18 protein-coding genes and 1 riboswitch are annotated in these 21,603 nt (G+C 38.1%); of the genes, 10 read left to right on the top strand and 8 right to left on the bottom strand.

Annotated elements, in window-relative coordinates:
* Positions 1–6: 6 nt before the first annotated feature.
* Positions 7–288: a hypothetical protein gene (locus C9J42_RS06685; protein ID WP_005367462.1), complete on the bottom strand. Its 282-nt coding sequence runs from the start codon at positions 286–288 to the stop codon at positions 7–9.
* A 290-nt stretch (positions 289–578) separates the two neighbouring features.
* On the opposite strand from C9J42_RS06685, the gene C9J42_RS06680 reads away from it, so the two are divergent.
* Entirely contained in the window at positions 579–944 is a 366-nt protein-coding gene (locus tag C9J42_RS06680) for a hypothetical protein (RefSeq protein WP_107205877.1), read from the top strand.
* 211 nt (positions 945–1,155) lie between these two features.
* Positions 1,156–3,096, top strand: coding sequence for an FUSC family protein (locus C9J42_RS06675; RefSeq protein ID WP_107205876.1), 1,941 nt, complete (start codon positions 1,156–1,158; stop codon positions 3,094–3,096).
* A gap of 30 nt (positions 3,097–3,126) precedes the next feature.
* Here C9J42_RS06675 and C9J42_RS06670 read toward each other — a convergent pair whose 3' ends face one another.
* From C9J42_RS06670 to C9J42_RS06655, 4 genes are all read right to left on the bottom strand, one after another.
* Positions 3,127–3,825, bottom strand: coding sequence for a hypothetical protein (locus tag C9J42_RS06670; protein ID WP_107301808.1), 699 nt, complete (start codon positions 3,823–3,825; stop codon positions 3,127–3,129).
* A 95-nt stretch (positions 3,826–3,920) separates the two neighbouring features.
* Positions 3,921–4,388, bottom strand: a complete 468-nt coding sequence (locus C9J42_RS06665; RefSeq protein WP_107205874.1) for a hypothetical protein — start codon at positions 4,386–4,388, stop codon at positions 3,921–3,923.
* Between the two features lie 54 nt (positions 4,389–4,442).
* Complete coding sequence (locus tag C9J42_RS06660; protein ID WP_107245317.1) at positions 4,443–5,045, bottom strand: HAD family phosphatase; 603 nt, start codon at positions 5,043–5,045, stop codon at positions 4,443–4,445.
* Positions 5,046–5,074: 29 nt separating this feature from the next.
* Entirely contained in the window at positions 5,075–5,683 is a 609-nt protein-coding gene (locus C9J42_RS06655; protein WP_107205872.1) for a TetR/AcrR family transcriptional regulator, read from the bottom strand.
* A 134-nt stretch (positions 5,684–5,817) separates the two neighbouring features.
* Between C9J42_RS06655 and C9J42_RS06650 the strand changes: the two genes are divergently transcribed.
* Both C9J42_RS06650 and C9J42_RS06645 read left to right on the top strand, forming a co-directional pair.
* Entirely contained in the window at positions 5,818–6,969 is a 1,152-nt protein-coding gene (locus tag C9J42_RS06650; RefSeq protein ID WP_107205871.1) for an efflux RND transporter periplasmic adaptor subunit, read from the top strand.
* 1 nt (position 6,970) lies between these two features.
* Complete coding sequence (locus C9J42_RS06645) at positions 6,971–10,063, top strand: efflux RND transporter permease subunit (protein ID WP_107301807.1); 3,093 nt, start codon at positions 6,971–6,973, stop codon at positions 10,061–10,063.
* Between the two features lie 55 nt (positions 10,064–10,118).
* Here the strand turns inward: C9J42_RS06645 and C9J42_RS06640 are convergent, their stop codons facing one another.
* Positions 10,119–11,099, bottom strand: a complete 981-nt coding sequence (locus C9J42_RS06640; protein WP_107205869.1) for a DnaJ domain-containing protein — start codon at positions 11,097–11,099, stop codon at positions 10,119–10,121.
* A gap of 87 nt (positions 11,100–11,186) precedes the next feature.
* Positions 11,187–11,888 carry a DNA-binding response regulator gene (locus tag C9J42_RS06635; protein ID WP_107205868.1) on the bottom strand — a complete coding sequence of 234 codons (702 nt, stop codon included), beginning with the start codon at positions 11,886–11,888 and terminating at the stop codon, positions 11,187–11,189.
* Between the two features lie 501 nt (positions 11,889–12,389).
* Here C9J42_RS06635 and C9J42_RS06630 point away from each other — a divergent pair.
* From C9J42_RS06630 to C9J42_RS06620, 3 genes are all read left to right on the top strand, one after another.
* On the top strand, positions 12,390–13,715 hold the full coding sequence (locus C9J42_RS06630; protein WP_107205867.1) for a glycoside hydrolase family 18 protein: 1,326 nt from the start codon (positions 12,390–12,392) through the stop codon (positions 13,713–13,715).
* A 365-nt stretch (positions 13,716–14,080) separates the two neighbouring features.
* A riboswitch (glycine riboswitch) is annotated at positions 14,081–14,173 on the top strand.
* Positions 14,174–14,250: 77 nt separating this feature from the next.
* The gene (locus C9J42_RS06625; protein WP_107205866.1) at positions 14,251–15,645 is read left to right on the top strand and encodes a sodium:alanine symporter family protein; all 1,395 of its coding nucleotides are present in this window, start codon (positions 14,251–14,253) and stop codon (positions 15,643–15,645) included.
* Positions 15,646–15,903: 258 nt separating this feature from the next.
* Complete coding sequence (locus C9J42_RS06620; protein WP_107205865.1) at positions 15,904–16,212, top strand: high-potential iron-sulfur protein; 309 nt, start codon at positions 15,904–15,906, stop codon at positions 16,210–16,212.
* Between the two features lie 53 nt (positions 16,213–16,265).
* On the opposite strand, the gene yegD is transcribed toward C9J42_RS06620, so the two are convergent.
* Positions 16,266–17,618 carry a molecular chaperone gene (gene yegD / locus C9J42_RS06615; RefSeq protein ID WP_107205864.1) on the bottom strand — a complete coding sequence of 451 codons (1,353 nt, stop codon included), beginning with the start codon at positions 17,616–17,618 and terminating at the stop codon, positions 16,266–16,268.
* Between the two features lie 209 nt (positions 17,619–17,827).
* Between yegD and C9J42_RS06610 the strand changes: the two genes are divergently transcribed.
* From C9J42_RS06610 to C9J42_RS06600, 3 genes are all read left to right on the top strand, one after another.
* Positions 17,828–18,454 carry a thiol:disulfide interchange protein DsbA/DsbL gene (locus C9J42_RS06610; protein ID WP_107205863.1) on the top strand — a complete coding sequence of 209 codons (627 nt, stop codon included), beginning with the start codon at positions 17,828–17,830 and terminating at the stop codon, positions 18,452–18,454.
* A gap of 242 nt (positions 18,455–18,696) precedes the next feature.
* Positions 18,697–20,382 carry a methyl-accepting chemotaxis protein gene (locus tag C9J42_RS06605; RefSeq protein ID WP_107301806.1) on the top strand — a complete coding sequence of 562 codons (1,686 nt, stop codon included), beginning with the start codon at positions 18,697–18,699 and terminating at the stop codon, positions 20,380–20,382.
* Between the two features lie 178 nt (positions 20,383–20,560).
* Positions 20,561–21,601: an FUSC family protein gene (locus C9J42_RS06600; RefSeq protein ID WP_107205861.1), complete on the top strand. Its 1,041-nt coding sequence runs from the start codon at positions 20,561–20,563 to the stop codon at positions 21,599–21,601.
* Positions 21,602–21,603: the final 2 nt, after the last annotated feature.

Here is a 21,603-nt window from a genome sequence, read left to right as displayed (position 1 = left end):
AAAACATTAGATATAACCGTTTTGAAATTTCCACGCCTCGCTCATCTTATCAATAACACAAGCAGGCAATGGTCGATGTGCTTTAGCTGGCTGCGTAGCAATATTTCGATAACCGCACCGTTTTAAGCGCAAATCAAACGCACGATCGATTTGCATTCCAGCACGAGCGAGATCCCAACGAAATACTCGGAGAGCTAAATATTCATGCTGCTCTAATTCACCTCCAAATGGGTATTTAAGCACTTTATTGTACGCCGTTTTTGCTAAATCGAAGTTCACTTGAATCATAAGTTCCTCCTTAGCTTTCAGCCATTAATATAAATTATCGGCTAACTTCAAGCTAAAACGTTACAGTGTCGCAAGCAAGCTTTTTCGCAATAGAAATGACAAGAAAGTGCAAATTTAGATAAATAATGTGATGTAAATCCGCTGATAATTGGTTGTTAATAGTAAATATGGCTAACAATCAAACAAAGCATAAAGAGATCTACCATCGATTTTGCTTTTCGGTAAGAAAGGCTTTTATCCGTAATTAAGCTGAATTATTATGCTTTATCGAACAACGCTAGGAACTCAATATGCAACAAATTAAAATCGCCGCTAATTCGCAGATTGCCGTTATTTTTAAGACTTGGTCATCTGAATGGGAATCGGAAGTGGAAGCAGATAAAAAAGATGCTGCGAACAAATTCCATACAGTTTATAACATTGCCGCTGAGTTGTTCGCAAAAGGCGGAGAAATTGAAATTTCTTTTATTTCTGCGCTATTTAATGATTGTAAGCAAAAGACTGAAATGGCAGAGCAAATGATCAGCAAGATCAAAGCTAGCCTAAAAGATGATCCAGAACGAGCAGAGAAATACATCGCTAAAGTTAATACCGCAGCGCAAGATGCTGCATTTTCGATGAACTACCTTGGCCAACTACTCTTAAAATCAGCTTAATGTCGCCACTTTCTAGAGCCCTTAACACAAGGGCTTTATTGCATTTATTTGCTGCAATATTTAACTAATAAGCACTAAATAAGTCTTATACTGAGAATCCTCTTGTAAAGCCTCTTTCATGGGCATACATTACGCTATAATATACCTCTTACGAATTCCGTTAGTTTTATACTAACTCATCTCTATATTTCTTGCGTTTGTACTGTAACTAATGAAAAAGCACTCTCTTCGCTCTCTATGGTCTCGTTGGTTTTCTAATGCGGCAGATATACCTGACTCTATTCGCATTACCATTCCTATGGTGATGTCACTCGGCTTATTCTATTTTTTTGGTTTTACCGCTGCTGGAATATCAGGACTCATCACCGCTTGGCTACTCGGCACTCAAGCGCGCGATCTCCCCTATTTAAAGCGCTTACAAATCTTATTGATCTCAGTGCTTTTAACCGCTTTATCAACCTACCTCGCTTTTAGTGTCTTTGATAACTTATGGCTTAGCGCCATTACATTATGTAGCATTGCAATTGTATATGGCTTGATGTCTAACCAACGTCCGCATATTCGTTCGTTTGGTTATAATTTTGGTTTCACTTACATTATGTCCATTCATTTTGCGAGCACCGAAAATTCCTTTTTCATCATTCTGTTCGCGAACCTGTTTGCCGCAGGCAGTGTAATACTAACGTCACTGATCTTATGGCCTTTTTTCAAAGGACGTATTTTACAAAACCATATACACTCAGTGACGTTTACTCTTGCTGACTGGCTAAATACAGTCCGTTTAACCGATGATGAATCTGTTCTAGAAGAGAAACGACAGCAATTTTATTTATGCGCGCACAAAGTCGCTTACTACAGCAATTCAATTACTTCAGTTAAACGAACTGAACAAGTGCGTATGGATTTACAACGTTCACTTGAAGTTGCTGAATATGTAATTAGTCTTGAGCGTATTTTAAGTTTCAATTTACAAGAAAATACACGCAGCCGTTTATCTAATTGGATTGAGCAAGCTGCGAGAGAAATCAAACACCACCAGCAAATTACAGCGATCTTTGATGTCAACGAACATAAAAACAACCAATACATTGTCGATTTATTAGAACAACTTAAGCGCTGTTATAATTTCTCAACCTTTTCTACACTCGATTACAGTAAAAATATTTATCTTTTCACCTCAGATACGGTGTCCTTTTTACGTAATTTTAAGCATGCTTTACATCTTAAATCTAAAGAATGGCGACACGGTGGTAAAATAGCCATTACATTAGCGATTACGCAATTTTTAACGATTTTCTATCAAATCCCTCAAGGTTATTGGATTTCATTAACAGCCTTTATTGTATTACTCACCTCGTCAATAGGTGTAACTAACCACCGCATTTGGCATCGTTTTTATGGTACTGCATTAGGCGGTTTATATAGCTTTGTATGCTTATATTTTTTTCCAAATCAACACTTGATTATACTAACTAGCATCTCTGTCTTTTTTGCTTTTACCACATACCATAAAGAGCGCTATGACATTCACGTATTCTGGTTAACATCGATGATTGTATTCTCTATCAGCTTACTCTCACCGGATAATACCTATGTGACGTTTTATCGTATTATTGATACCTTATTTGGTGTAACCATTGCCTTTTCTATTAATTATTTTGTCGCGCCGAGTTGGACAATGCGTTGGTTAGATCTCTATATTGCACGCATGATACGCTCACAGATTTTGTATGTAACAGTACTCAATAAGCCACTGTTTGAGCAGAAACTAAACCTGTACAAAGCACAGGATAATTATTATGCCCTTAAAGCTGAGATATTTAATTTACTAAAAGAACCAAATCTTAGCCCTCGTACCTCTCAAGATTGGAAGAGTTTGTTGGTTATCTTACGCCGTTTAAGTGATTCACTTTTATTAGCAACCAAGCTTGGACTGAATACTCCTGATGATAATAACTATACCCAGAAGTGGATTAAACAGCTTTCTGACATTGAAAAACGATTCCCACAACGATATGAGATAGATCAACCTATTGATATTGATACGGATAATTATGAACATTCGGCTGATATGCTATGTTCATTAATTGAAGAAGATATTAATCAATTAGAATTGTGGCTATGTTATCAACAAGCATTTCCATTAAAATAAGCTAGGTTTACAGTTCAGAAAAATCTACTTTCACTGTTTATTTTGAGAGTCATTCACCCTTCTAACACTGCCAGTCGCAACATTCACGGCTAAGTAATGTTGCTGACTGTTAGCATTATCAAGTTCTTCATAACTAAATAAATAGCAGGTTTGACAATCAAAAATCGGCTGGTTGTAATCAAGCTCTAAATTAGTCCCGTTCGCTTGATAATATTCACTATCTATTGCTAATCCTACGGCTTCTAACGCTTGTGCTTTATCCGTATATTTAGCTGCTGTCGTTATCTTTTCATTATAGGTTTTATCTGAATATTGAATGATATACGTTTGATTATTAGATGTTAATAAAATATCTTTCCAACCGTTATTCGTATCATCACCTACCAACACAGGTTGTTGAATTTTTTCCCACTTTGCCATTAATTGATATTGGTCATCAAATAAATAGGCCTTACACTCATCTTTCTCACAATAACGTTCGCTCTGCATAAGCACAAAGGTTTCTTCTTTACCGTTATTATTTAAATCCGCTCGCCCATAGAGGTAATAAGGTAATTTCTGATCAGTATTAGGTAAGGTTTTATCTGGGGGTAAGATCTGTTTTTCTATCGCGGAGGCTAACTTTTCTTCCATACTTTGTTGATGTACTTCTTGTTCCCTTAACGCAAACACAACAAGAACAATTACAGTGATGACAATAGAATAAAATACAATGTGGCGGTGTCCCATAATGCCTTCCTATTGATAACAACACACTCGCTCCTATTAGTGTAAGTCTAATTCAGCATCCTTGCTTTTATTGCTATAAGAACAGTTGTAATAATCTATCCATTCAACTGTTTTTTCTCATCAATGCGTTTACGGTGCCAGATAGAATAATGACGTAATCCCGCTGGACCATGGGCAATAAATACTGAAAGTAAAATCACTGCTATATAGATATGTGCTTGATGTGCTGGAAGCCAAATAATAGATAACAACATGAATAATTTAACAAAGGTTAAAATACCTTTAAGCTGAATGAGCCATAGTTTTGAACGATAAATTTCTAGCGACATCATGGTAACACCGCTCATCATGGCTAAAACCCACCAATTGATCCAAAGTGCTTTATCAACAGCGAACATAAAACCAGCACTAGATACTGCAACCCCTAAAATATGTAGTGCTCTGATGGTTGTTTTTGCTAAACGCTGGCACCAAAATCGCGTTTCAGAAATAGTGTAAGGCTGGCCTTTATTCGGGTGTGGTTTATGTGTTCCACGTTGATGCGTTGATTTTTTATCGGTCATAATCGTCGGTATTAAGCGAGTAGGCGCGCAAGCATAACTGATCTTCAGTTAACACTACATATTTGCAGGGCGGAATTCTTTCATTTCTCCACCAGCGACTAAATAACAGTCCATGCCTGCCGATTTAGCTGCTTGGCAACCTAATTCGGTATCTTCAAACACCACACAATCTTGTACTGCAATACCTAATTTTTGTGCCGCTAATAAGAACGTTTCAGGAAGCGGTTTATGCTGTGTAACATCATTGGCAGTGACAATAGCATCAAGATACGGCATTAAGCCTGCACTGGTTAAAATTTCTTCAGTGTGGCGACGCTGACATCCCGTCCCTATTGCAGTTGGAATACCTTTCGATTTTGCTTGTTTCAATACCTCGAAAGTCCCCGTTATCACCTCACCTTTATGTGTAATATCATCAAAGTGATGGAGTTTTGATTCAGCAAGATAAACAGGATCTACATCTAACTGATATTTTTCAATGAGAGCTTTTGCCGTATTTAAGGTTGGTGAACCGCCCATGGTATAAAACCAATCGTGATCAAAAGGAATATTGTGCGCTTCACACGTGAGTTGCCAAGCATAAATATGAGCTGGCATAGAGTCCACTAAGGTTCCATCCATATCAAAAATGACTGCTTTGTATTTACTAATATCCATTGATTAAATCCCTTCTCAATCGTTTATCGTTACTTTTTTGCGGCGTAACCTGTCATAAATAAATCAACACAGCTTTCAATATAAGCATCATTTTCTTGCTCTGTCATATCACAAGGTTGACCTAGTTGCGCTAAAAATACCATTCGACCATGCAACATTAATAATAACTGCATCGCTGCGTCAGAGGCTGAAATTGAAAAATTCAACACACCTTGTTGCTGTTGAACAGATAAGTATTGAGCCAACATTTCAATAGTCGTTTCAGGTCCGGCAGAAACAAACACTTTAGCCAGATCAGGATGCGATTCTAACTGACGAATCGCTGTTCTATAGGTCAAAATAGCTTCTTCTGTTCGTAAAATCGTTTGAAAACGTTTAGCAAAATCACACAATACATCTCGTGGCTTTCTTCTATCATCTAATGGCAATTTATCCATCTGGCTTTCCATGCATTTAGCACGAATACACGTTTCAAACAGATCATCTTTAGTTTTGAAATGCGCATAAACCGTTTGTTTAGAAACATTCGCAGCCAATGCAATGCTATCCATAGAAATCGCATAACCATGTTGAGTAAAGAGCTCAGTCGCCGCATCTAATATTTGTTGTTTCTTTAATTGACTTCTTGCTGTTAGCAATTTTCCACCTACGAGCACATAAATGCTAATTATTTACATAAATACACGCATTCAAACTAGACAGTCTAGTTTGAATGGTATACTTTTTAGTCATATGGACTTGCCAGTCTAGTTTAATATTAGGATAGCCATTAATGCAACGGATAACCAAATCTTCTTTAGCGTTATATGTGATAATGAGCACTGCTACGCTAACTGGGTGTGATGCGCCAGCAAAAGAAGAAAATAAAGCATCATTACAACTGCTTAGTGTAGACACTCATCAACTCAAGCAACAACAAGAGTTTGCGATTGAGCGTGAATACGTTGGATTTGTTCAAGCAGGTCAACAGGCAAACCTTGGCTTTGAACTCGGCGGTAAAATTGACAGTATTTATGTCAATGTGGGTGACACAGTTCAGCAAGGTGATCCTCTTTTAGCGCTCGATACTTTATTACTTGCCACTGAAGCCGACCAATTAAAAGCCCAACAAGCTCAAATATCAGCGCAACTTGAGTTAGTTAATGCTAATTTAAAACGCCAAAAATCACTCAAATCCAAAGGCTTTAGCGCGGCATCGGACATAGATAGCCTGACAAGCCAACGTAAAGAGCTTCAAGCGAACTATCGTCAACTCTCAGCGACCCTTGCAGCAAACCAACTACGGTTAGTGAAATCCACCATTATTGCTCCCTACAGTGGGGTCATCAGCGCCCGTCATGTTTCCCATGGCGATGTTGTAAACGCAGGCTCTCCTACTGTTACTCTACTGGCGAATAAAAACAAAGAAGTACATATCGGTATTCCTATCGACAAGGTACAAGGCGTGACCCAACAAAAAACATGGACAGTACGGGTGGGTAAAGATACATACCCTGTCACTTTGCTCAATCCGGGTGCTACCGTGAACCTTAATAGTCGTGCAATAAATTTCCGTTTTTCATTGCCAACGAATGCCAATGTTATTAATGGTGAATTAGCGTATCTCAATTACAACGATACACAACAGCAAGCAGGATTTTGGGTTCCCTTATCAGCGTTAACTGACGGTATACGCGGTACATGGAATATTTTTGCGGTTGTTGAAAATGGTGCGGGGCCGGAAGTTGAACGACGCTCAGTACAACTCCTCTATGCTGCAAATGATAAAGCCTATATCCAAGGTGCCGTTGATGAAGGCGAACAGATTATCGCAACAGGATTACATCGTTTAGTACCAGGCCAAATCGTAACCATAACCCCAAGCGTAACACCAAAACAAAAAACAGCCACCAAGCCAGCATTAACTGATGATAATGGGGCTTAAAATGAAACGTATTCTTTCTAATACCCGCCTACTGGTTTTGGCTGTCGCTTTATTGATCGTGAGTGGTCTTTCTGCTTTATCTTCGTTGCCAAGAGCTGAAGACCCAATTATTAATAATCGTAACGCTTCAATTATAACCCATTATCCGGGGGCAACGGCTGAACGTGTTGAAGCGCTCGTTACCGAGAAAATTGAAAATAAACTACGACAAATAGATGATATTAATAACATTACATCGGTTTCTCGTCCGGGTATTTCGCTTGTCAGTATAGAACTAAAAGACAGCGTTACCGATTCAGAACCAGTATGGTCTGATGCAAGAGATAAACTCTCTGATATCACACCGAACCTACCAGAAGGTGCTTCTGTTCCTAATTTAGACAGCGATCATTCTTATGCCTTTACCGTCATTACCGCGCTTACTTGGCAAGGTCGCTCTCCCACAGATTTACTCACTCTACGCCGTTATGCCATTGAACTAGGTAACCGCCTACGTGCACTTAATGGTACAGAGTTTGTTGATGAATATGGCTTACCCGAAGAAGAAGTGGTGGTAAAAATTGATCCTGTTGCCGTTAGTGCATTAGGACGCTCAGCCATTTCTATTTCTTCTGCCATACAAGGTGCAGATGCAAAAAATGCTGCCGGTGAACTGGTAAATGGACAAAGTCGATTTAGTTTAGAAATTGCCGATTCTTTAGACTCACTCGACCGTATCAGACAAGTACCTATCACTATTGATAGTAACGGTCATCTTGTGCGGTTAGAAAATATCGCCACCATTCAACGTCAGCAAACAAACCCAGCAGCTGAGATAGCTGTTATCGATGGAAAGCTCGCTGTTATTGTTGCTGCGCGTATGCAGCCTCATCTACGCGTTGATCAGTGGACAAAAAACGTTAATCACTTTCTGTCTCAATTTGAACAAGAGCTTCCGAGTAATATAAAACTCAATCGTATCTTTGAGCAGCAAGGTTATACCCAAGTTCGACTTACTGACTTAGCCCACAATTTATTGCTCGGCTTCTCGCTCATCTTAATCGTATTATTTATTACGCTTGGGATCCGATCTGCGTTTATTGTTGCACTATCATTACCACTTACTTGTTTATTCACCCTCGCTTTAATGCATTTTACTGGGTTACCGATGAACCAAATGTCGGTAACGGGGTTGATTGTTGCGCTTGGGATCATGGTCGATAATGCGATTGTAATGGTAGATACTATTCAACATTATCGTAAGAAAGGTCTTGAACGAATCGATGCAGCCTTAAAAGCTATTCAGCATTTATGGATACCATTACTCGGTTCAACACTAACAACCATTCTTGCCTTTGCCCCTATTTTCCTAATGCCAGGTCCTGCTGGTGAATTTGTAGGTGCTATTGCTATCACCGTATCTTTTTCTCTGATCGGTTCTTATCTTATTGCTCATACTCTGGTTGCAGGATTTGCAGCGCGTTGGCTTCCTAAACAAACCCAACATAATGAATGGTACCAAACAGGCTTAACCCTACCATGGCTTGCCAATGCATTTGGCAATACCGTAAAAATGGCAATTAAGCGTCCGTTATTAGCGCTCATTACAATGTCAGTATTACCTTTTGTTGGTATCTGGAGTGCATCTCAGTTAACCGAACAATTTTTCCCACCTTCTGATCGTGATATGTTCGAGATCCAAGTGTTTTTACCGCCACAAGCGAGTAGCAATGCAACAGAAGCAACCACGAAAAAAATCGATCACTTACTTAAAGAATATAAGGATATCGAACAAGTTAATTGGTTAATTGGGACTAATTTTCCCTCGTTTTACTACAACATGGTCGCCAACCAACAAGGCACACCTAACTTTGCTCAAGCGATGATCAAAACCACTAACTTTAAAGTTGCTAATACGCTGATCCCTAAACTGCAAAAGCAATTAGATAAAGCGATCCCAGAGGCGCAAATTTTAATACGTAAGTTAGAACAAGGCCCTCCGTTTAATGCGCCACTTGAAGTACGTTTATACGGCAATAACCTTGATATGTTGAAAACCATTGGTGAAGATATCCGCTTATTGATGGCGAGTACGCCAAATGTCACGCATACCCGTGAAACATTATTATCAGGTTTACCGAAAGTCAGTGTGGATGTGAATGAACAAGCCAGCCAATTAAGTGGTTTAAACCTCTCTCAAATCGCAGATCTCTTGCAAGCATCACTGATTGGGATCACTAACGGCAATATTATCGAAGGTGCAGAAGCAATCCCTATTCGTGTTCGTGTGGATAACCTCTCTCGCGAAAATATGACGAACTTAGCAAACCTTCATATTCCAGTGGTTAATAACCATGCAAGTGAGCAGTTTTCAGGTATTGCTATTTCATCCATTGCTGATCTATCACTGACCCCAACACGTGGTGCAATACCACATCGAAATGGTCAACGCATTAATGTTATTGAAGGTTATTTAGAAGCCGGTGTTTTACCGCAAACAGCATTGAATGCATTTAAAGTAAAGCTCAATCAATACATGACGACATTACCTGCTGGATATACTGTTGAAATTGGGGGGGAATCTGCACAACGAAATAAATCTGTAGGCAACCTCATCACCAATTTATCCATGGTATTTACACTCATGATCATGGTGGTTGTGATTTCATTTAATTCCTTTAGATTAAGTTTGATCATTTTCACCGTTGGCTTTATGGCATCAGGGTTAGGGCTGCTCTCAGTATGGCTGTTTAATTATCCGTTTGGCTTTACCGTCATTATTGGTTTACTCGGTTTAATTGGTTTGGCAATAAATGCCGCTATTGTCATCCTTTCCGAGCTAAAAGCAGATCCTAATGCATTAAATGGCGATAAACAGGCCATTCATATTGCCGTAATGAGTTGTACGCGACATATAACCTCAACCACGATTACAACCGTTGGTGGATTTATTCCTCTGATGTTAGAAGGTGGTGGTTTTTGGCCTCCATTTGCCGTCACCATTGCTGGCGGTACAGTATTGACCACATTACTTTCTTTCTACTTTGTGCCTGCAGCTTTTACACTATTGATGAAACCTAAACAGCAACATGTAATGCCATTACAAACGGCCTAATAAAACAAAGCCCAATGTTATCACTTCAAGTGAGACATTGGGCTTTATTTATAAGCTACCCCCTAGCACAGTGCTGTTTCATTATATTGTTAGAATCCAAAAAAGAGGTATTAGAAAAATACTCTTTGTTAATTTTAATACTCAGACTATTTACCCAATGATCCCGTTCTGAACCTATTCCATAGGCAATGTTATAAACCAAAAAATTCTGCTGCTGGTACATAAAACGTAAATTAGCGGGTAATGCCGTTCGTTGCTGAGTCATATTGGCATAATAATAAAATTGGAGATCACAGCGCTGCACAATGTAAGAACCTGTTTGATTACGTATAGCAATATAAGGTGACCGATCTATTGGTTGGAATAAACGCCATTCTCCGACGATTTGTGTTAGATCCAACGGTCGATATGTCGTTAATTCTGGCTTAGGGGAAATAAGCTCTTCAACAGCGACTTTTTGTGGAACTACCGATGGCTCTATCAACCTATTTTCTCTTTTGAAAATTACACGATCAACAACATTAGACTTGGTAAGTGTTATTGCGGCAACTGCTAATCCAACATTTAATACAACAGAAGATATAACTAATCCATATTTAATTATTCGATATCTTTTTTCCCACGTCTTATTTTCATAAGGCAGCACTGTACTAACAATCTTTTTTCTTTGTTTCTTTTCTAACGTTTCCGTTAATCGTTTATTCTCACACGATTGATGTTCTAATTTTTTTCTTAATTCTAAGACTTGTTGTTCTAACTCAACATTCTTTCTTTTTTGCAGTGCTAACTCTTGCTTTACTTTTTCTGCATACTTCTTTGTTAATAATATTTTTTCATGATTAATATGGGTTAATTCGCAATGCCTATTACCATTACCACATAATACTTCATTATAAGCATGCGAGATTAATTGCATTAAAATAACAGAACCTGATTTATCAGGATGCAATCGATGAGATAACAATTTATAACGTTTTTTGATATCACTTCTTGTGAAGTCTTCTGTTGTTCCCAGCAGTTCATGGTATGTTGTCATTGTGAATATTAGTAACGGTGACGTTAAAATACTCTGCAATGAAGATGTTCGTTAGGCAACTATTAATTAAATTTACTACAAAAAAATTCATTTTTTTTGACGACTGGCACGAAATTCACCAGGGGAACAACCAATATGCTTTTTAAATACTCTTGAAAAGTAAGACACGTCTTTAAATCCAGCAGATGAGGCAACGGCTGATATTTTTTCTTGATCTGAACTTAAGAGGCCACAAGCTAAATCTAACCGCTTTTTAATAATGTACTGCTTGAGTGTCACTCCCATTATGTTGTGAAATAAACGAGAGAAATACGTCGATGAAAATTGACACGCACTTGCTAACTCTTCTTCCCGCAAGGGGGCACTGATATCTTTATCGATAATTGTTAAAGCAGGAAGGATCGAAAGTTCTCGCTGAGAAATATCTTCAACATTTATCATATTATCGTCATGGGTATGTAAGCGCGTTAAGCAGGCATCAACTTTTTGACGGATTGCATTACTCGATAAAATATCTTCAGCACCAGATCGCAAAGCAGACACAGCCAATTCAGCGTCTAAATCATGATAAACAATAACAATCTTCACATCAGGAAAGCGCTGCTTTATGGTACGTAATAATTTAAAGCCATTTGATTGTGAGTCTTGTATTTCAATGAAAATTAATTCAAAACCAGTCATTGTTGATAGTATTTCAAATGGCGATACATCAACGAGATTGTGATACTGCAGTAGAATATCTTTAGTGCTGGTATGTTTTTCTTTATGACAACAATTTACCCAAATCACATCATCACCTGTTTGGTTATTCTCTTAATAAAATTCTTTAATGATCATCCTTTATCAAAAAATAATATTGTTCCTAATTTACTCAGATATTAATTATTAGATACTTATTAATATGGCTAATAATGGTTATAAACACTAATTTATCCAGTCATATTACATATTCTTAATTATTAATAACGAGATAACTATTTTGTTCTAGTCCGAATTAATTATCAACTATATACATATATTTGTTATTTATAGTGATTCCTTTATAACATAACGAACCATCCAACATCCGTTAAAATAACAATTCAGTATAAAAAAAAAAGAAATACTTTGTAGCAAAAAAAAAACAAATACCGTATTTCTAATACAAATTTTTACATATAAAATTTGCGTTTTAGTGTATCTTTGTGATCATTGTCATAATATATAACAAATCACATAACTCAATAAAAACAAACAACGATAGTATACTTGTTTGATATTAATTTATGTTTCGCGATTAGGGATCTATCAATGCGTTATTTCTCACGGAATTATTATCTTTCCGTTATTACCGCAACTCTTGTTAGTTGTTTTTTTTCCAATCAAGCTGCAGCTCAGCCAATAACGCATTCGTCACCTGTTATTGCAGCCTATTATCCAGATTGGAAAGTATATACTCCTAAAACGCCCTACAGTGCCAACATGCTTCCTGTTAATGATTTAACGCATGTTATTTATGCCTTTCTTGCTGTGTGCGGACCTGTTGATGCCTCTCCCGACAACATAAAAAAAATAATGAAAACCCAATGTAAGGATAAACCAATAGGTACCGCTATTGTCTTAGATGACTATGCCGCACTTCAAATGAAACTAAAAGGTAAGACATCAAGTAAAGTCAGTTACCGTGGTAACTTCGGTCAACTAAAGTTACTTTCAGACGAAAATCCAAATTTATCTATTCTTCCTAGTTTTGGCGGCTGGACATTATCAGAGCCTTTCCATACAGTCGCGTTAAACGATGAATACAGAAAAACATTTGTTGATAGTGCTATAAAATTAATCCAAAAATATGATTTCTTCGACGGCATTCAAATCGATTGGGAATACCCCGGTGGACATGGTTTATCAGGCTTAGGCAATGATAATGTGGAAAGTGAACGTCTTGCATACACAAAGTTAATTCATGAACTTCGTACCCAATTAAATACGTTGGCTATAAAAAATAATCGCACTTACCAACTTTCAGCGGCAGTAAATGGTGCACCTAAAACATTACCCGGTATTGATTGGAAAAAAGTATCACAAGATCTCGATCAAATATTCTTAATGAGCTTTGACTTTTTAGGCAGTTGGGGTCCTACGGTTGGTCACCATAGCAATTTATATAGTACGCCTTTAACGCCTGATGACATGTCAGTTGACAACCAAGTAAACGCTTTATTAAAACAAGGCGTTGACAGACAAAAAATCATTATTGGCAGCCCCTTTTATGGTCGTGGATGGAAAGGTGTCGACAAAGCTTCTGCTGAAAGACTCGAAGGGCTAAGTAGTAAAGGAACAATGGAGAAAGGTTCAGATATTGCTGACCCTGGTTATTTTAACTACTCAGATATTATGAAATATCTAATAAATAATAAAAAATTGGGTTACCAGTACTATTACGACGAAAAAGCTGAAGCTGCCGTCTTATTTAGCCCAAAGAAAAATGAATACATTAGTTTTGAAGATAAGCGTTCGTTACAAGCTAAAGCTGATTATGTGAAGAAACATCAACTCGGTGGCGTTTTTGGCTGGGAAGCTACATCAGATAACAACCATGAGTTAATAAAATTACTCAGTAAAAACTTCAAACAATAACGACGTCTTGTTTATATAAACTGATCCCACATACTAATAAGCTTACTTTCCCGATAAGTAAGCTTGTTTTTTGTCCACCAACAAATTTCTGCCCCCATCACCCGCTTATTTTTTTCACATTTAGACTTTTTTTCACTGTTTGCACATTTTTTTTGCTGACAATCACATTTCATTCCCCTAACATTGCAATCCGAAATATGAGTTCCGATGAAGACAGCAGGAGAGCGGCAAAAGAAATTACCATGATGGTATCTCTTACGCCCGCCGAAGAAGTAAGCGTTTTTAATAAGTTGAGCCCTCAATTTATTAAATCGTAAATCTTTCAGGCACCATGTCGTATTTTACGATAGGTATGGACTGTTGTTGGAGGAGCCTCTGGAGAGACTCGTTAAATCGAGCGCCGAAGGAGCAAGCCCTATATGGGTGAAACTCTCAGGCAAAAGGACAGAGGAGATAAGAGCAGCAACCAGATATTATCTGCATCCAACATTTATGTTGTTCTATATCTCTTCCTTTGAAGTTTAAAGGAGGAATAATGAATCCACTACACGATACAATTTTTAATTTTCTTAAAGCCTTTGACAGTCTTGTTTGGGGACCGCCATTACTGATCTTACTAGTCGGTACAGGTTTGTACTTAACCATCCGTCTTGGTTTTATCCAAGTCCGTTACCTACCACTGGCATTACGCTATGTATTTGGTGGCAAAAAAGATGCTGATAGTAAAGGTGAAGGTGATGTTTCTAGCTTCGCCGCGCTATGTACTGCCCTTTCTGCAACAATTGGTACCGGTAATATTGTTGGTGTAGCCACAGCAATTAAACTTGGTGGCCCTGGTGCACTTTTCTGGATGTGGCTTGCTGCTGTACTAGGAATGGCAACGAAATATGCAGAATGTTTATTAGCGGTAAAATACCGCGAAGTTGACAGTAACGGCCAAATTTTAGGCGGCCCAATGTACTACATCGAAAAAGGTGTGGGTAGCAAGTGGCTTGCGAAACTGTTCGCACTTTTTGCTGTTGGTGTTGCATGTTTTGGTATTGGTACTTTCCCACAAGCGAACGCCATCGTTGAAGCCGCACAGCTTTCTTTCAATATACCGAAAGAAATCACCGTTGTTATTTTAACCGTATTGGTTGCGACAGTGACACTGGGTGGTATTAAATCCATTTCAAGTGTTGCAAGTACTGTTGTTCCACTCATGGCTGGTTTTTACATCATTGCTTGTATCAGTGTATTAGCGAGTAATTTTGACGCCATTCCAAATGCTATTAGCTTAGTTATTGAATCTGCATTCACAGGGCATGCCGCTACAGGTGGTTTTGTTGGCGCAGGGATCATGCTTGCTATTCAGTCTGGTATTGCGCGCGGGGTATTCTCTAATGAATCTGGCTTAGGTAGCGCACCTATTGCAGCGGCTGCAGCACAAACTGATTCTTGTGTGCGCCAAGGCCTTATTTCTATGACAGGTACTTTCTTTGATACCGTCATTATCTGTACGATGACAGGTCTAACATTGATTGTTACTGGCGCTTGGTCTTCTGATTTTGCTGGTGCTGCAATGACAACCCATGCTTTTGCTGAAGGTCTACATTCGAGCTATTACGGTCCATTAATGGTCTCTGTTGGCTTAATGTTCTTTGCCTTTACCACTATTTTAGGTTGGAATTACTATGGCGAACGTTGTATTACTTACCTTTTCGGTGTGAAAGCAATTTTACCTTACAAGTTATTTTTCCTTGTACTTATCGCTGGCGGCGCCTTCATGCAGCTAGATATGATTTGGGTAATTGCAGATATTGTTAATGGCTTAATGGCTATCCCTAACCTTATTGGTCTCGTTGTATTACGCCACGTAGTCATTGCTGAAACACAGGCTTTTTTCGCAAAATTAAAGCAAGAAAATAGCCAACCTATTTCAGCACTATAAAATAGAATATCTATGGGCCTCACTATTGTGAGGCCCATTCTTCACTCTTTGCTTACTTTTACACAGCAAAAATCATCTTTTTTGACATTACTTACGTAATATTGATTTAATCTATAAGTAGATTAAACAATCAGCTTTATCCATCACTCGTCTATATTAGTAGTAGATGATGCGTAGGTCACTTATTGATTATCCCCTACTTTAATAATTAATAAGTTAAATGAGTTGAAACTCATGTGCTTAAAAAAGGACATTGCAATGAAAAATCAATCTTCACGTCGACGCTTTTTACAATTGACTGTTGGTGGAATTATTGGTCTGAGTATTGGAAGCAAGCTATTAGTAAAACCGGCCCAAGCGGCTGAACTTCCACATTTGTCTACCGATGATCCACAGGCAAAAGCACTAAAATATGTTAACGAATCCACTAAAGGTGACAGTAATTGTAATAGCTGTATGCTTATTGAAGGTGATGCAAGCGCGGCATGGCGCCCATGTAAAATATTCCCTGGTAAGCTTGTTAATGCTAAGGGATGGTGTTCTGCTTACGCCCCTAAACCTGCCTAGCTCTTTTCAAATAAAAAGGCCATATCAAAGGCCTTTTTATCACTTTATTAGAATTAACGGTAACAACGTTCAGCCCAACGTGCTAATCCAGCAGTAACTGAACCAAAAAAATTACCACTTACAATAGGAATATCTGGCAACTGCAGCTCAATACACTGCCTCAAAATTGGAGAACGTGCGGTTCCTCCCGTCATAAACACCACATCTGGTTTTTTATTACTCTGTGCTAGCACTTCCACGATAAGATCACGCATCTTATCTGTCGGGGTTGCGATCGCTTCTGCAAATTGCTTAACAGTAATATCGACTGCAAATACGTCGTTGATTATTGCCATATCAACACGATATTTATTTTGCTCAGATAACGCTATTTTAGCTTCTTCTGCACGTCGTACAATTTGGTATCCCAAGGTCTCATGATAAACATGAATAAGGCGGCTTAGTTTTGCAGGATCTGCAGCGTCATAACGTAACTTTTCTAACGCGCGTAAATTGGCTTCAGAATAAAACTCAGTTTGTGCCGCAACATTATTAATCGCGATAGGATTCCAAAATTGATTAAACGGCATATCAATGCCTCGTGCAGTTCTGCTCCCTAAACCAAATTCTGGCATCAATTGCTTAAAAGCAAGATGAATGTCTAAATCATTCCCACCCACACGCTGTCCGCTATGTGCAAGTAGAGACTGTGTTCTATCTTGCTCATTAATCCATTTAGGCCCCATTTCTATGAGTGAGCAGTCTGTAGTACCACCACCGATATCAACCACAAGTACTGTCTTATTCTCAGTTAATGTTGATTCAAACTCTAAACCAGCTGCAACGGGTTCGAACTGAAACGAAACATCTTTAAAACCTGCGCGTTTCGCTGCTTGAGAGAGAATTTTTTCAGCCTGAATATTTGCAGCTTCCCCCCCTGTCCCTTGAAAGTTGATCGGACGACCAATCACGGTTTGTGTAATATCTGATTGAAGATGCTGCTCTGCATTATGTTTAATATTCGCCATCATAGCGCAAACAAGATCTTCAAAAAAACTGATCTGCGCGTCACGTAAGCCATTGGCACCAAGAAAAGATTTAGGAGATTTAACGTAATAGACTTCTTCAGGATCAGACAAATAGGTATTTAGTGCGGCTTCACCAAACTGTAAATCACCACGGAAAATTTCAATATCTTCTTCACGGTTAACAGCCATTGCGCGACGTAATACTTGCTCTCCAACACTGTCTGTTGGGGATATCCCCATAAAACGGTATAGATACTCTGATACCGCCTCTCGTGTAGGGGCACACAACGTTGATGGAATAAAATGATTATTGTGTTCTAGCGGTAACAGTTCGGGGTTACCATTTACCATTCTTGCGACTGAACAATTTGCCGTCCCATAATCAAATCCAATAAACATTTGAAGCACTCAAAGCAATAATAAAGCCAGCAATAATACCCCATCAACATAGGCTTTTCACTGAGTTATTCACACTATTTCTTTACGTTTATTCATCAACAAAATAACGCTAACATTAGACAATTTGGTGTTATTTTGTAACTTTACGATGCAATGTTATTTAATTATCGCCATAATACTCTTTATTTAATTCTATAAAGAAGACCACAATGAAACGTATTTACCAATCTTTCTTCGTTGTACTATTAGCAGCACTAACATTAACAGCATGTTCTGATTCTAAAACACCCCAAGAAGGCGATAAGTATTCAATAATTCCAACCCCTATGCCTAACATGCCCGCTGTCACAGAGATTTTTTCACTGTCTTGTGGGCACTGCCGTAATATGGAAGGTATGCTGCCAGAAATTCAAAAATTAACAAACACTAAAAACATCAATCAAGTACACGTGACTTTCAATGAAAGCGCGCAAAAAGCGGCTTTTATTTTCTACGCAGCAATGATTCAAACGAATAACGAACCTAGCCATAAACTAGTAGAAGCGTTATTTTCTTTCGTACAAGACTCACCAAAAGATATGACAGATGCGCAACGTAAAGTCGCATTATCGAAAATCTTCCATGATAACGGTTTAAAAAGTCCGTATGAATTAACAAAACAACAACAAGCTGAAATCTTTAAGCTACTCCAACAATCTGAAGATACCGTTCGCAATGCTGCATTACAATCAGTGCCCGCATTCCTGATTAATGGCAAATATCTTGTAAATACAAGTGCTCACGACAGCTTACAAGATATGGCAAACACAATTACATACCTTAAAAACAAAAAATAAATACATGCTCTAAAAAAATACCTACCTCATTGGTAGGTATTTTTTTATCGATGCAACCCTTATTTTTATTCCCCCCAATGTAAAAGTCTGCAACAACCGCACTATTAATTGAATAAATATCAAAGATACATCTATCAGTAATATTTTTCTCTTATCATTACATAAACTTATATGTGCATACTACACAGCAAACGCTCTCGTATGCATATCAGTGATTAATAATGGATAAGGCAAATGGAATTATGATCAACACACTTAAGCACAAATTATTACTACTAAGCTTATTGCCTATGATCGCTATTCTCGGTATAGCGATGTGTATCGTCATCTATTTAGAGAACCAATCTCTAACAAAAAATGTGGCACATTATAAGCAAGAGCTTATTTCAGAAAGACAACAAGAACTCAAAGACGCGGTTATTATTACCAAGCACGCCATTGAAAATATCATTTCTAAAAACAGTGATGAAGCAACACAGCTTGTAGCAATCCGCCAACTTATTACGCCTATTCGATTTGCAGCCAATGATGCAGGTTACTTTTTTATCTACACAATGGAGGGAGTAAATGTTGCTCACCCTCTTAAGCCTTCAATTCAAGGTACTGATCAAATTGGCGCGACGGATGCTAACGGCGTTGCGTACATCAAAGTATTAATTAATGCGGCTAAAAATAATGGACAGTTTGTTAAATACAGCTTTCCTAAAAAAGCGAACCAGCCAGCCCAACCAAAAGAAAGTTATGCGATTACACTTAATAACAATAAATGGTTTATTGGTACAGGCTTATATCTAGATGACATAGATAACAGTGTTGAACAATACACAGCACAGATTCATGCTGATATGAAAGATCGTATCAATACCGTCGCTTTTATTTCGATCATTTTAGCCGTAATTTCTGCCATGATTATTTTATTGATCACAAGCCGTATCATTAAACCAGTTGAGCGTATGGTTAAAACACTTAATGATATTGCAGATGGTGAAGGTGATCTAACCAAACGTCTGGTGGTTGAAGGTAATGACGAAATTGCACAACTTGGAAAAGCATTTAACCGTTTTGCTAATAAACTACAAAGCATTATTTCCCAAGTTTCAGCGACGACAGATAGCCTGACAACAACGGCGCATAATGTACATAATCAAACTAATGCCTTAACTGCTAAACTGAACGAGCATAATTGCGAGACTGAACAAGTCGTTGCTGCCGTTGAACAAATGAGCCTAGCTGCAAATGAGATAGCAGAGAACACAAACGATGTTGCTTCTGGTACTGAAAAAATGAGTGATGTTGCGCTTATCGCTCAACAACAAGTGGATACATCATTAGTATCAATAAATACATTAGTAGATGAAGTAACCCAAGCCTCTGGCTACATTGATGCACTAAATCAGCAATCGCATAATATTAACAATGTACTAAAAGTGATTGGTGATATTGCTGAGCAAACAAACCTACTAGCATTAAATGCCGCTATTGAAGCCGCACGTGCTGGTGAACAAGGTCGCGGTTTTGCCGTTGTTGCTGATGAGGTTCGTGGGCTTGCGAGTCGTACTCAAAGTAGCACATTAGAAATTAATGAAATGCTAGACCAATTACATAACTTGGTTACACAAGCCGTTCAAGCGATGGATAAAAGTCAGACATCTTGTAATGATGCGGTAAGTTCGACAAATCAAATCTCGAATAACCTCATTTCTGTCACAGAAGCCGTAACCGAAATAAATGGCAAGATTAATCAAATTGCAGCGGCCTCTACCGAGCAAAATGCAGTAACAGGTGAGATAAGCGGCAACATGGGTTCTATCCAAAATATTGTGACCGACTTGATTCGAGAAAATAAAAACTCTGAACTTATCGTAAGTCAACTGGATGATGCGGGTCATAAATTGCAGCAACTAGTAGGACAATTTAAAACACAATAATTGCCATTCAAGCTAATAATAAAACCGACTAAAGGCACTCTATAGTGCCTTTATTTTTATCAAACGTTCACCAACCTGACACATGTTTCAGGTAAATGACGAGTTCAATCCTCACAATTAAATAGTGACTTTCATCACGTTCTTTGTATGATTTAGAAAATTTTAACGAATGTTTTGTATGAAGAATTATTCTCGCTTTGCAATCAAATATTTCCGCCAACTACTTGTGTTTCGCGTGTTTGTTGCACTTAGTATTATTGTCTCTATTATTCAAATGTTTAGCTTACCTTATGGCTCATGGGCGCTGATTACTACAGTAACAATCATGGGCAGTATTCACTTTCTTGGTGGTGTTTTATCCAAAGCTAATCAACGAATAACAGGAACTATATTAGGGGCGATTATAGGTTTATCTCTCTATTTAATACCCACTTCATACAGTTGGCTCCACCACATTATTTTAATCACTACGGTGGTTACAGCAATTTACTATACACAAGGTAAGTATTCTTATGCGGCACTTGTTGTTGCTATTACTGTTGTTGTGGTTGCCGGCGGTGGCCCAGAGGATTTACATGCTGCAATGTGGCGCACAATCAATGTGTTTTGGGCCGCTATCGTTGCTATTTGTTGTAGCTTATATATTTTTCCTGCTCGTGCAACGGAGCATTATCTTAATTACACTCATCAGTTCATCAAGCTCTGTTGTAACTATTATCATCAGCATAACCAGCAAATAGCGGCAGAAAACTTTCAACTTATAGATATCAATCCCCTATCAAACATACTTGATAAACAAACTAGCCTTCAGCCACATACTAAAAATGAGAATATTGCCAGTAAACAGCTCTTAACTGAGATCATGCTGACAGAAGAACAAATATTTACCATGATGGGATCAATGCTACACACAAGGTGGGATAAACAGTTAGGACAGAATAAAATTAACGACATGCCTGGTCTAATGGAGGCAAAAGAGCAATTAGCAGACCGATTCTCACGTCTAGCTATTCAAATAGAAAACCAACATATTTTACCTGTTAAACAAGAAGAAATAAAAATGCTCTCACTTTTACCTCCGGCAGAAAACCATGAGCAAAGTGATGCCAGTAATATTAGTTATTATGGTTATTTATGGCTTAACCGTGAGATAGCTCGCCAATTTTCAGTGCTTACTCATTTATTAAGTGAATACTACTCTCACTTGAATAACAAATAATT

It is taken from the genome of Photobacterium sp. GB-56 (assembly GCF_003026105.1).
Taxonomy (GTDB): domain Bacteria; phylum Pseudomonadota; class Gammaproteobacteria; order Enterobacterales; family Vibrionaceae; genus Photobacterium.
Note: the sequence above shows the minus strand (reverse complement) of the source record. Positions and strands in the feature narration are given on the sequence as shown.